Source organism: Mesorhizobium sp. USDA 4775 (genome assembly GCF_054062655.1).
Window position 1 is genome coordinate 1 of sequence record NZ_JBSSFM010000002.1, and the last position, 12,692, is coordinate 12,692.

Annotated in this window: 6 protein-coding genes and 3 pseudogenes; 5 read left to right on the plus strand and 4 right to left on the minus strand. The window is 59.0% G+C overall.

What is annotated here, in order from left to right; translation table 11 throughout:
- Positions 1–1,440: hypothetical protein (locus tag ACVILI_RS31780; protein ID WP_457102751.1), on the minus strand; the 1,440-nt coding region annotated here is incomplete at its 3' end.
- 219 nt (positions 1,441–1,659) lie between these two features.
- Between ACVILI_RS31780 and ACVILI_RS31785 the strand changes: the two are divergent.
- Positions 1,660–1,938: pseudogene (locus ACVILI_RS31785) on the plus strand (helix-turn-helix domain-containing protein); the annotation flags it as partial.
- A gap of 33 nt (positions 1,939–1,971) precedes the next feature.
- Here the strand turns inward: ACVILI_RS31785 and ACVILI_RS31790 are convergent.
- From ACVILI_RS31790 to ACVILI_RS31800, 3 genes and pseudogenes are all read right to left on the minus strand, one after another.
- Positions 1,972–2,214, minus strand: a pseudogene (locus ACVILI_RS31790) (IS256 family transposase); the annotation flags it as partial.
- A gap of 42 nt (positions 2,215–2,256) precedes the next feature.
- Positions 2,257–3,480 (minus strand): IS256 family transposase, encoded by a 1,224-nt coding sequence (locus ACVILI_RS31795; RefSeq protein ID WP_038649879.1) that lies wholly within the window; start codon positions 3,478–3,480, stop codon positions 2,257–2,259.
- Between the two features lie 58 nt (positions 3,481–3,538).
- Positions 3,539–4,570 (minus strand): annotated as a pseudogene (locus tag ACVILI_RS31800) (IS256 family transposase); the annotation flags it as partial.
- Between the two features lie 280 nt (positions 4,571–4,850).
- Between ACVILI_RS31800 and tssK the strand changes: the two are divergent.
- The 4 genes from tssK to tssM are packed head-to-tail and all read left to right on the plus strand — an operon-like array spanning position 4,851 to position 12,496.
- Complete coding sequence (gene tssK, locus ACVILI_RS31805) at positions 4,851–6,188, plus strand: type VI secretion system baseplate subunit TssK (RefSeq protein WP_038654562.1); 1,338 nt, start codon at positions 4,851–4,853, stop codon at positions 6,186–6,188.
- A 26-nt stretch (positions 6,189–6,214) separates the two neighbouring features.
- Complete coding sequence (gene tagH, locus ACVILI_RS31810; RefSeq protein ID WP_084791829.1) at positions 6,215–7,588, plus strand: type VI secretion system-associated FHA domain protein TagH; 1,374 nt, start codon at positions 6,215–6,217, stop codon at positions 7,586–7,588.
- Between the two features lie 16 nt (positions 7,589–7,604).
- Positions 7,605–8,891 (plus strand): type IVB secretion system protein IcmH/DotU, encoded by a 1,287-nt coding sequence (gene icmH / locus ACVILI_RS31815; protein WP_051726977.1) that lies wholly within the window; start codon positions 7,605–7,607, stop codon positions 8,889–8,891.
- 11 nt (positions 8,892–8,902) lie between these two features.
- Positions 8,903–12,496: a type VI secretion system membrane subunit TssM gene (tssM, locus tag ACVILI_RS31820; protein WP_240565387.1), complete on the plus strand. Its 3,594-nt coding sequence runs from the start codon at positions 8,903–8,905 to the stop codon at positions 12,494–12,496.
- Positions 12,497–12,692: the final 196 nt, after the last annotated feature.

Genomic DNA, 12,692 nt, shown 5'->3' on the forward strand with positions numbered 1-12,692 from the left:
CGCATATGCTGTGGCCTTTATCAGAAGGGGCGCCGCACTGCCCAGGCCTCCCGTCGCATAGGCAACGCCGCTGGCCCCTCCCAGCAAGGCGACAGTCGATAGACGAGCACTGCGTGTCAGCCAGTTGGCTGAACCATCCACCTCCTGCCGGATTGCAGACGCCACGTTGAGAATCCCAAGCCCAGCGAGAACAGTTGATGATGCAGCGATCTTGACATGGTCTGGCATGTTACCGAGATGCTGCGCGGACAGTTTGCCAACGACTTCGCGCAGGGCGGTTGTCAGAAACGTGATAGTGCCATCGCGAGCACTTGCATGCAGCAGGTTTGTGGCCCAGCCAGCGCCATCCTTTTTGAAAGTATTGGTTATTATTTGGTGTAGAACCCCAACTTGTTCTGAGACAAACGCCTGATCCTCAGGCCCGGCGCGTTCGAGCTGAGATGGGGTCGTACCTAGTGCCGCCAAATTGCCGGGGGAAGGTGGCTGGATGGCATCGGACAGTCCGGATGCACTAAATTCCGAACGCGCGCTGCTAAACTGGTTGTCCCGCAGGGAGGGCGGCGGTATCCGCATAGCCCCTCTGTCTGGCTCAGCAGCGGGTCCGCCGAAGTTCAACCCGTTCATCTGCTGCTCCATGCCCGATTGCTGCCCTAGTGCCGCCAAATTGCCGGGGGAAGGTGGCTGGATGGCATCGGACAGTCCGGATGCACTAAATTCCGAACGCGCGCTGCTAAACTGGTTGTCCCGCAGGGAGGGCGGCGGTATCCGCATAGCCCCTCTGTCTGGCTCAGCAGCGGGTCCGCCGAAGTTCAACCCGTCCATCTGCTGCTCCATGCCCGATTGCTGCCCTAGTGCCGCCAAATTGCCGGGGGAAGGTGGCTGGATGGCATCGGACAGTCCGGATGCACTAAATTCCGAACGCGCGCTGCTAAACTGGTTGTCCCGCAGGGAGGGCGGCGGTATCCGCATAGCCCCTCTGTCTGGCTCAGCAGCGGGTCCGCCGAAGTTCAACCCGTCCATCTGCTGCTCCATGCCCGATTGCTGCCCTAGTGCCGCCAAATTGCCGGGGGAAGGTGGCTGGATGGCATCGGACAGTCCGGATGCACTAAATTCCGAACGCGCGCTGCTAAACTGGTTGTCCCGCAGGGAGGGCGGCGGTATCCGCATAGCCCCTCTGTCTGGCTCAGCAGCGGGTCCGCCGAAGTTCAACCCGTTCATCTGCTGCTCCATGCCCGATTGCTGCGCCTGCTGATGAAGCTGACGGTAGTTCCGCATCAACTCCTCGGTTGTCCTCCCTGTCAATCCCGCTACCCAGAAGACTTCAGCGGGATCATATTCTTCGGAAGTATTGTAGGGCCACGCCCGGCCTGCGTTGTCCAATGGGTTCTCTCCGGCAGCAAATTCCGCAAGGAATGCCACAGCCCACCCATTGGCGGCCATGCATAGTTCATATGCCGTCATTCTGTCGGATGATGGGTCGCCATCGGCGGACCATGACGAACCGTGGGGCAGTTTGTCGATACCGGGTCAATACTCCCCAGAAGTGCCGTTTGAATCTTCCTCAGTTTAGCGTTGCCGCCGGTCTTCCGGGGCGCGCCCCGGAGGACCGGCGGCGCGTCATCACCGATACTGCTCTCGATGGTCGAGAGGGGAATGGCGGTGATCAAACTCGGGGAGATAGTCATGATCTTGGATATGCATCGGCAGGGGCTGTCGATGTCAGCGATCGCCAGGCAGACCGGCGTCGATCGAAAGACAATCCGCAAATACATCGAGCGTGGCCTTGAGGCCCCTGCCTATGGACCAAGGAAGCCGCGGGCGACGGTGATTGATCCCTTCACCGCTTATTTGCGTGAACGGGTTGCTGCCTATCCCGGCCTTAGCGGTCGGCGGCTCTTGCGAGAGCTGAAGGATCGTGGGTTTGCCGGGGGCTACACTAGAGCTATGCTGGAATTTGGGTGACGAGGCTGATCAAGCGGCGCTCTGCGGCTTCAATTCGATGACCTCGATTCCATCTTGGAATCTGGCACCTGCGATGAGTTTCGGCAACTGATTTTGTCCTTTCAATCGTCGCCATGTCCTGGCGGCGGCCATGACCAGTTTGAAGACCATCAGCCTTGCGGTCTTCGATGATAGGGAGCCTTTCGTGCGCACCGTGCGATGGCGAACGGTGGCAAAAACGCTCTCGATGGGATTCGATGTCCGCAGATGATCCGGGACTGTCAGGAATTCCGTGTGCGGGCGGGCTGTTGAACATTATGCAGCCATTGCCCTGATGAAGCGCTCGCCGAAGATGACAGCGAATTGGGCCTTGGCCATGGTCCACTCACGTGGCGGCATTTTCCACTCTTTCTCGGATCGGTTCAAGATCAGATAGAGCAGCTTGGTCGCCGCGTCGTCGCTGGGGAAATGGCCCCTGGCCCTGACAGCCCGTCGAAGTTTCGAGTTCAACGCCTCTATTGAGTTCGTCGTGTAAATGATCCGGCGGACGTCGTCAGGGAACGCGAAGAATGGAATGACCTCGGCCCAGGCGCGCCGCCAGCTCTGGCCGATGGCGGGATAGCGCAGGCCCCAGGGGCCGGCCTCGAACGCCGCCAGCGCCTTTTCGGCGGCATCGGCATCGACGGCGCGGTAGATTTCCTTGAGTGCGCCGGCGAGGCTCTTGCGATCTTTCCAGGACACGAAGTCCATCGAGTTGCGCAGCAGATGGACTATGCACGTCTGGACGATCGCCTCCGGGAACACAGCGGTGATCGCGTCCGGGAAGCCTTTCAGGCCATCGACGACGGCCAGAAGGATATCCTCCGTGCCGCGGTTCTTGAGCTCGTTCATCACCCGCAGCCAGAACTTGGCGCCTTCATTCTGCTCGAGCCACAGGCCCAGCACCTCCTTTGCACCATCGGCGCGCACGCCCAGTGCGATGTGGATGGCCTTGTTGCGGACCATCCCTTCATCGCGGATCTTGACCCGGATCGCATCGAAGAAGACCAGCGGGTAAATCGGATCGAGCGGCCTTTGCTGCCAGGTGGCGACTTCGTCGAGCACGGCGTCCGTCACCGTTGAGATCAGGTCCGCAGACACATCGATGCCGTACAGATCGCGCAGGTGCCCGGTGATCTCCCGGGTGCTCATGCCACGCGCGTACATCGACACGATCTTGTCATCAAAGCCGGGAAAACGGCGCTGGTACTTGGCGATCAGTTGCGGATCGAAACTCGACTGGCGGTCACGCGGAACATCGATCTCCAGCTTGCCGGTCTCGGTCGTCACCGTCTTGCGGCCATAACCGTTGCGCGTGTTGCCAGCGTCTTCGCCGCTCGCCAGATGATGGTCCATCTCCGCGTTCAGCGCGCGCTCGGTCAGAGCCTTCTTGAGCGTATCCAGCAGGCCGCCCTGTTCGAAGGCAGCACTGGCTGCCCCGCCTGCCAGAAGCTGGTCGAGAAGATCATTCGGTATCGCAGGTTCTTTGCGTCGGGTCATAGTGGGAATCCTTTTTACCCATTATGCCCGCCCGCACACGGAATTCCTGACAGTCCCGATGATCCCAATGTTCGGCGGGGAAATCGTAGAACGCCAGCAAGGCATTCTGATCTTTGGTCAGGCAGTCGACCGCCTTGCCGTATTTCGCATCATATTTCTCGACAAAGACGGCAATCGCCGTCTCGGCTGAGGCTCGGTTCGGGGCGGAAAAGATTTCGCGCAGATCTGTCTTCATGCCGGCCTGCATTGAGTTCGGCACCTTGTTGAGCACGTTGGCTGTCTTGTGCACCCAGCACCGCTGGTGCTTGGTGCCGGGAAGGACCTCATCGAGCGCGCTCCAGAAGCCAAGCGCGCCGTCGCCGACGGCAAGATCGGGCGCGATTTGCAGGCCACGACGCTTCACGTCGACCAGCAGCTCGCGCCAGCTCTGCGCACTCTCACGAATCCCTGTCTGGAAGCCGACGAGTTCTTTTTTGCCCTCAGGCGTGGCGCCGATCAGCACCAGCATGCATTCGGCATGGTCTTCCATGCGCGCCTGGAGATAGACCCCGTCCGCCCACACATAGACATAATGGCGCGCCGAAAGATCGCGCTTTTGCCAACGCTCGTATTCGGTGGTCCACTCTGCCGTCAGCCGCGTGATCACCGAGGGTGAGAGGTTCGCTGCCTCCTTGCCGAGCAGGGCTGCCAGAGCTTCCTGAAAGTCGCCCGTCGAAACGCCGCGCAGGTAAAGAACGGGAAGCAGCGCGTCCAGACTTCGCGTCCGACGCGCCCATTTGGGTAGGATCGATGAGGAAAACCGGACCCGGTCCGCTTCGCCGGTCGCGCCGCGGTCCCGGACCTTCACCCGGCTGACGGGCACCGGCCCGATCCCCGTCTGGATGCTCCGCTCCGGGCCGCGACCGTGCCGGACCAGCCGCTCACGTCCGTCCGGCAGCTTCAGATCCCGCATCTCGGCAAGAAACGCTTCGGCCTCCATCTCGATCGCCTGCGCCAGCAATTTGCGCGCGCCGGTGCGGAGCACATCCGTCAGGGGATCATCGATCTCGTCGGGCTGACGAAGGCGAACAATGTTGATAGTCTCGTTCATGGCGTATCGCTCTCCTTGAGAGGTTCTGGCAGGCTTCAATCACCCGCCTCGATACGCCGCCCTTCTCAAACCGTCATCACCCATTTTCCGCCATAGCTCACCGGCAGCAGGCCACAGGCCTCATGTGGAATGCGAAATTGATATGCAGCCATGGCAAGAGCGAGCCTGTAGTCCTGTCTCTAATGGCTGCATACTAACTGCGCATATAAGGATTTCAGAAAGATGCCTTACAGCCGTCTCATTGAAGACTTGATTTATCGAATGACGCGGAGCCAGGCGGATGTCTTGGGACAATAAGGTCGTTTGGTCGGAGGGGTTATTCCTCCGACCGCAGCATTTTCAGCAAAACGACCGTTACGTCGAAAAGCTGGTGCGCAGCAGAACGGCCGCTTTGCAGCGTTATGGCTGGGGCATCACCCAGCTCCGGCTCAATCGCGAGCTGCTTGGCTTGGGTAAGATCGCTATCGAAACAGCGTGCGGCGTTTTGCCGGACGGGACTCCGTTCAGCATTCCAGATGACGCCGACCAGCCCACTCCGTACGGCGTTCCGGGCGATCTCCGCGACTCACTCATCCACGTGGCAGTATCCCTCTATCAACCAGGGGCGGTAGAAACGGATGCGCGAGCAGAAATCGACGTCCCGGCCCGCTTTGAGGTTGCAGTCCAAGATCTTGTCGACACAAATGCGGGCGAGCGAGGCGGCGCCTCCATTGAGGTGGCACGGCTGCGTTTTCAGCTCTTGCCGGACGTAGCAAATCGCGCGGGGTTCGCCTGTCTTCCTATAGCACGCCTAATTGAGGTCCGGGCCGACGGTCAAATCATTCTCGATGAGAACTACATCCCACCAACTCCTGACTGCGCCAGTTCCCCTGTCCTGTCGAACTACGTGACCGAAATCACCGGCTTGCTTCACCATCGAGGTGAGGCGCTGGCAGCCCGGGTGTCGCAGTCGGGCACGCGCGGGGTGGCCGAGATTGCTGATTTCCTTCTGCTCCAGGCGATCAATCGTTATGAGCCCTACTTCGAATACCTTTCCAAAGTAGCAGGCGTGAATCCGGTGGGGCTGTACGGCCTCACGGTCCAGTTGGCTGGTGAGCTGGCCACGTTTTCACGGGACGAGAAGCGTCCCCCGTCCTTCGCCGGCTACAAGCACGACGCTCTGTCGCACACTTTTGCGCCGGTGATCAGTTCGATTCGATCCTCGCTAAGCACTGTGCTAGAACGGACGGCGATACCTTTGCCGCTGCGGGAGTATAAATACGGTGTCCATCTCGCCGAGGTGCTTGACCGTTCGCTGTTTACGACCGCGAGCTTCGTGATAGCCGTGCGAGCCGATGTTGAGACCGAGCGGCTACAGCGCGAGTTTCCCAGCCAAATCAAGATCGGCCCAGCTGAGAAGATCAAAGAGTTGGTCAATGTCGCGCTGCAGGGGATCAGCATCAACCGTCTCCCGGTCGCCCCAAGGCAGATCCCCTTCCATGTCGGCGTCAGTTACTTTGAGATCGATCAGCAGAGCCGCCTCTGGAAGGACATGCCTCATTCCGCTGGCCTGGCGCTGCACGTGGCCGGTGATTTCCCAAATCTCGACATGGCACTCTGGGCCATTCGGTCCCAATAGCCACCATTCGCGAATGCGGGTTCAACATGCCACTCGTTCTACGTGTAACGAATACGGGACCCGGCCTATCGGGTAAACGCGGTATGAGCTGGCTAATTGAGTCAGTTGGCGGACTGTCGGTAGGCGTGTCCGAGGACAATGGGTTTGTTCTGTCGGATGATCAGCAAACAGTCTCGACGCACCGCTTCTCGATCGAACGTGCGGAGGGGAAATTCTTGCTGATCGAGCCCAACGGCAATGGCACATCGTTGAATGACGGGGCTAAGCCGCTGCCGTCGGACCTGCCTGTTATCTTGGAGGCCGGTGATATCGTTCGAATTGGCGGATACATGATCAAGGTCGATGTAGCTTCCATGGAGGATTCTGCCGAAGGCGAGCCGCGCACTCTAGGCGCACTTGAGGCGTCGGATCTTCTGGGGGTGGTTGAGATGGCTCCTGCCATGTCGGTTGGTAAGACCACTCGACTCTCGTTCGTCGAGTCCTTCGATAGAGACTTTCCGCCGTCGTCGTTCTTGGACGCCGAGCAAGACTTATCGCCAGCCACCGCTGGAGCTTGGCAGATGGACAGTTATCCAGATCGTATACCGGACCAGTGTGGCATCTTCGTGCAGCCGGTGTCGTGCGTCGAGATCATCCCGGAGGAGTGGGATCTTGCGACAGAGCTCTCAGCGGAACAGGCGGCGAGAATTGGGCCAAGCTTCACCAGCGTCAACAAAGACCCTCCTGTAGAAACCGGCCTAGCCCCGTCACCGCCGGCGCCTGAGCAGTTGTCTCATCCGATCGTGGCTGGGCAGACAGAGTCTGGCGGGCAAAATCATGCTGCTATAGCGGCCTTTCTCACCGCCTGTGGGCTATCTCTGGCAGATCTCGGGCAAGCTGATATTTCAACGATCATGGATCGTGCGGGGCGGATGCTTCTGAATTCCTTCGTCGGTCTCAGTAGTACCGTCTCCGCTTGCCAGCACGCCCGGCACGAATCCGGCCATCAGTGTACGAGCACCGCGCAGCCGATCGAAAACACCCTGAAGTTGATGCTGAATGCCAAGGACGCCTTGCGCAGGGCTCTATGCACCGACATCCCGCGGCTCCTTAATGGAGACGTCGCCGTCGAGCAGGCCCCTGCTGACATCACAGCGCATGAGGGTCCGATGCTAACGGCACTGCACAAGGCTCTACCCAGTGCCCGTGAACGCCTCTGTCCTAAAGCGATCGAGGCGTCGATTGTCCGGAGCAGGAAGCTCTGGCTCGGCAGCCGGAAAGCTAGGCTTTGGGACGAGTACTGCCGAGTTTTCAATGCCGTCGTCTCCGACATCGAGACTGAAACGCTTCAGAGTGTTGAGTCGAGTTTTAGCCTCCGGGTCGTGAGAACATCGCTAGCGTGCACAAGGCACAAGCCATGATAATAGAGTCCGCCCAATGGAACCGGTAGCCATACCGACTGAGGGTACCGTCTTGCGTCCCGACCTCGCAGTCGGCCCTGGCCCTTCGGCTCTTTCGTCACCGCCGATATCAGACCAGCCGCTCTGGGAAACGCTAACGCTTCACCGGCTCAATCCGCTGGTCGCGGCTGCGGCAGCGCTGTTGGGCCTCTGTGCTCACCTCAAGACCAGTTCGGATCAACTTGATGTCGAAGAGTTGCGCTTGCGGGTGTTGCGAGGGATCGATGCATTCGAGCGTGGAATAATGTCGCTCGGACTGCCGACGCGGACGATCAAGATCAGCAAATACGCTCTTTGTGCCACGATCGATGACATCGTGCTGAATACGGCTTGGGGTAGCCACAGCGTCTGGACAACGCGAAGCATGGTCGGAACGTTGTTCGGCGAGACTTGGGGCGGCGATCGCTTTTTCGAGCTTCTAGAGCAAATGAAAAAAAACCCGACAAACGACCTCGACCTGCTGGAGTTCCTCTACTACTGCATGCGGTTGGGCTTCGAGGGTCGCTTCCGGGTGGCCGCGCGTGGGGCCTCCGAGATAAGCGTGTTGTGCGAGGACACGTACCGCCTGATCCGGGCAGCGCGTGGTAAGTTTGAGCGTGACATATCTCCACACTGGCAAGAACGGGCCGCGGCGCGAAGACCGTCCAGTAGATTCGTTCCATCTTGGGCCGCAGGCGCTACCGGGGCAGCAGCCCTTCTGTCGCTCTATACCGGGCTATTATTTGCACTCGATGGCCAGTCGGATGCAGTCCTTGCTAGGCTGGCAACTCTAGAGCCGCGTGGAGCGGTGAGCTTGGCGAGGACCGCAGCACCGCCCCCAGTCCTGAGGAGTGGCGATCGACTGCGTCGCTTTTTAGGCGCGGAAATTCGCGATGGGTTGGTCGCTGTCACGGAGGATGCGCACCAGATTGTGGTAACCATCCGTGCCCCAGGGATGTTCGACTCCGCAAGTTCGATCGTGAAGGATACGTTCGTTCCGCTTTTTCTGCGGATTGGGCGAGGCCTGAACGAGCAGCCCGGGGCGGTTCTTTTGACCGGACACACAGACTCGATGCCGATCGGATCTCGTGCTTATCTTTCCAACCAAGACCTCTCAATGGCACGTGCCAAGGCAGCGGCTGACATTATCAGATCGACGATGAGTGAGTCTGGCCACTTGCGGGAAGAAGGCAGAGGTAGCGGAGAACCGATCGCTTCGAACCAGACGCCAGAAGGCCGCGCCAAGAACCGCCGGATCGAAATCATAATCACGAAGCCACACTGAGAGTTAGCCCCATGCAGTCATTCAAGAGAGCGCTCGATGGCCGCTGGCTCGGTGTCATAGCAGTCGCCATAGCTACTGCTATGATCTTTATTTTTGGACGGCACCTCTCAATTGGAGGGTTTATCCCACTTGACAGCCTTGGTGAACAACTTGCGGCGTCAGCGTTAATGCCGATCGCGTACGTCGTGATTTACATGATCCAAGGCAACGTTCAAGACTTTTTCCTTGGACGAGTGTCCGGCATGCTGGAGGGGATCGGGACAAAGCAAAAAGAGGCGGATGGTGGAGGATCGACTTCTTCCGATTGGGACGGAGCGCGAGCCAGCGCCGCTGCCGAAGCAAAAGCCATGTCAGCTCGCTTTCGCCAAACTCGTATTACGCTAAAGCGGCTTCCTCGACACAGCGTTCTCGGCAAGCCGCGGCTCGATCAACTGCCGTGGTACGCGATTATCGGCTCGCCCGGATCGGGAAAATCCGCTGCCCTTGCCAATTCTGGCCTCAGCTTCCCATTGGAGGAAAAACTCAGCCGGAAATCGGGCGGCGTGGTCGAGGCCACGCGCAATTGTGATTGGTGGTTCACGGATCATGCCGTGCTCATCGACACTCCCGGATACTACATGGTTCAGAAGCGCAACCCGGAACAGGACAGAGCGGTATGGCAGGGCTTCCTTCGTCAGCTCAGCCGCAGGGGTCGGCACCAGCCGCTGAGCGGGGTGTTGGTATCAATCGCGATAAATGAGCTGAGCTCGTCATCCGAGGAGGAGCTCTTAGATCACGCCAGATGCATCCGGCAGCGGATCCTTGAGCTGTATGAAGAACTCGGATTGCGGCTGCCGATTTATATATTGCTCACCAAGAGCGATCTAATAGCGGGATTTAGCGAGTTCTTCGACGACCTCGGCCGCGAGGGGCGCGAGGCCGTATGGGGTTTCACTTTCGCGCAACAGCCATCGGAAAGTGAAGGCGATCCGATGGACTCTTACGCTGCAGAATATGACACACTCGTCGGGCGCCTCAATGACAGGCTGCTTGAACGACTGCAGCAAGAGAGCAACATCCACCGGCGCGCGCTTGTGTTCAGCTTCCCACAGCAGGTCGCAAGCCTCAAGCATCTGTCCCATCAATTTCTGCAGGAGGCCTTCGCTCGCAACGCCTACGAGGTCCCGATCTTGCTCCGCGGCATCTACTTCGTGAGCGCAATGCAGGTGGGTGCGCCCTTTGATCGCATTGCGGGGGCCAGGTCTCCGACCTTCGGCATCTCTCTGCCGGCCACCCCTATTTCATCCGACCAGAAGCGTAGTTATTTCATCACTCGTTTGCTTCGTCAGGTCGTCTTCGCCAACGCTGGACTTGTTGAAGCCCATCCCCGTGTCGAACGCCGACAGCGGTGGATTCAATATGGCTTGTGCACGACAATCGCGGCAGCTATGGCCTCAGCAGCTGCCTTCTTGATAGTCAGCTACAGCCGCAATGTCCACTTGATGGAAGGGGCTCGTCTAGCGGCCAGCAGCTATGCCGAGGAAGCGGGGAAACTGCGCCTCGACCGGGTAGACAGTAGCGATCTCCGACCAGTTCTGCCGCTGCTGGAGCGGCTGCGCACCGTGAAGACCGACTATGACGAAGCCGCCAGAGCGGAAAACAACTTCTCGGGATTAGTTTCAGCTCAAAGTGAAAACCTTCGGATACAAGCGCATGAGGCCTATCGCCGGGGCCTAGAGACGATCTTGCTGCCCCGCCTAGCTTTCCGACTGGAAGCACTACTAGCGGAACACCAGGACGACCCTCCGTTCCTCTATCCGGCGCTGAAAATTTATTTGATGCTTGGGGGGCGTGGACCGTTCCAGCCACAGGACATCAATGAGTGGATGACCCTCGACTGGGAGGGGATGTATCCAGCTGAGGCCGACGCCACCCTTCGTCGTGCGTTGGCCGATCACCTTGATGCCCTTTTGGACAACCCGCCGCTAACTATCGATCTCAACAGCGAATTGATCGAAAAGAGCCGCGCAAAGCTTCAGCGCCTCTCGATGCCGCGTCGTGTGCTCAACATCGTCACAAACAGTACTCAGGCCGCCAACTTGCCAACATGGCGTCTGTCCGACCACGCCGGATCGATGGGGGGGGACGTCTTGATGCGCAAATCAGGACAGCCCCTCAACACTGGCATCGCCGGTATTTACACCCTAGCCGGTTTCCATGGGACATTCCTGCGCCTGCTGCCACAGGTAGCACACGCGGTTGCTGCAGAAGGTTGGGTTCTTGGCGACCAGGCGACCACTTCCACAGGTGAAGCGGAAGAGACGTTGCGACGGGCGGCGATGGATCTCTACTTTCAGGAGTTTGCGGTTGGTTGGGACGAACTCATTAATGACATTTCGCTGCGGCCAATGGCGAGTGTCGATGACGCTTTGCGAACGCTGAACGCGCTTTCAGCACCCACCTCGCCGGTGCGCTTGTTCCTTGCCGCAGCGGCACAGGAGACCAAGCTCGGTGAACCGCCCGAACGCGACACGCCGACCGAAGGTAAAGGCAGCGCTCAGAAGGAACCATCCGAAAGCGATCTTCAGTCAATCTTCCGATCGCCGACTGTCGCCGACACTCCTGAAAGCCATGGCCAGCTCTATACGGATGTGCATTTTCTATGGCTACACCAACTTGTCGATGTGCCGCCCAACAGCCCCCCAGGTGCTCAAGCGCCGATCGACAGCGCTTTAAGCGATCTTGCTGCTCTTTACCAATCGATTGGTGAAATGCAGGGCCTCGCCGGCTCACACTCGTCGGTGAAGGGTGATGAAACCGCTATCGCGATCCGTAAAATCGAAGCGGGAGCCGCCAATCTGCCGCCACCCATTCGGCAATGGATCCTGAGCGTGGGCCGGTTAAGCTCGAAACTGTCCATGAGCGAGGCAAAACGTCATGTCGCCAGCTTGTGGGCAGAAGGTGCTGGCGACTTATGTCGGCGGGTAACCGCAGGACGGTATCCCTTCAGCCGCAAATCCCGTCGAGACGCTCCTTTAGAAGATTTCGCTCGGCTGTTCAGCAGGGATGGGCTTATCGACACGTTTTCTGCGCAGTATTTGGCTCCCTTTGTTGATAGGTCTTCGGGCCCGCGGGAAGTACAGTCCACGGGAAGCGTCGATTTACAAATCGACCGGGAGTCCTTGGCACAATTCAAGCGAGCAGCCGCAATCCGGGACTCTATGTTCAAGGATGCCGGTCGTCAGCCGTCAATCGAGTTTCTGCTAACCGTCGCTGATACCGATCGGTCGACCGACGAGGTGGTGGTTGAGATCGACGGCCAGCAAATCACGCAGCGACGAGGAGCATACAAACCTGTGCGTTTCCGTTGGCCCACTGTCGGCGGCCTCGGTGGCGCTTCGGTCACTTTCAACGGCTTCGCGCCTGCTGCCCTTTCGAAGGTAGGCCCCTGGGCCTTGTTTCGACTATTGGACGAAGGGAAGGCGATTCCTCAAGTAGCGACCGACGAGGTTTATGTACGGATAGCGGCTGGCCGCCACTGGGCGACATTCATCCTCCAGGCGGACACCCTGAACAACCCACTATCTGGCAACATGCTATCGCGATTCCGATGCCCACAAATCTGAGGAGGCCCACTGTTGCTGCCACACGTACGTCCTGCGGCTCCTACAGAGAGGTGCTACCACAGGAGGATTTCATCTGCACGAGGCGCCACTCCGAGACTGCCTCTCAAATGCCGATGGGACTGGCAGAGTCCACGGCCGATCCCCGTACAAGCGGACTGACGCCGTTCTTCGCCAAATTAATAACCAGGACGGTCGT

What these genes read in the sequence shown, in the direction of transcription:
- tssK (WP_038654562.1), top strand. Translation starts at nt 4,851, where the DNA reads ATGTCTTGGGACAATAAGGTCGTTTGGTCGGAGGGGTTATTCCTCCGA.
- tagH (WP_084791829.1), top strand. Translation starts at nt 6,215, where the DNA reads ATGCCACTCGTTCTACGTGTAACGAATACGGGACCCGGCCTATCGGGT.
- tssM (WP_240565387.1), top strand. Translation starts at nt 8,903, where the DNA reads ATGCAGTCATTCAAGAGAGCGCTCGATGGCCGCTGGCTCGGTGTCATA.
- ACVILI_RS31795 (WP_038649879.1), bottom strand. Translation starts at nt 3,480, where the DNA reads ATGACCCGACGCAAAGAACCTGCGATACCGAATGATCTTCTCGACCAG.
- icmH (WP_051726977.1), top strand. Translation starts at nt 7,605, where the DNA reads ATGGAACCGGTAGCCATACCGACTGAGGGTACCGTCTTGCGTCCCGAC.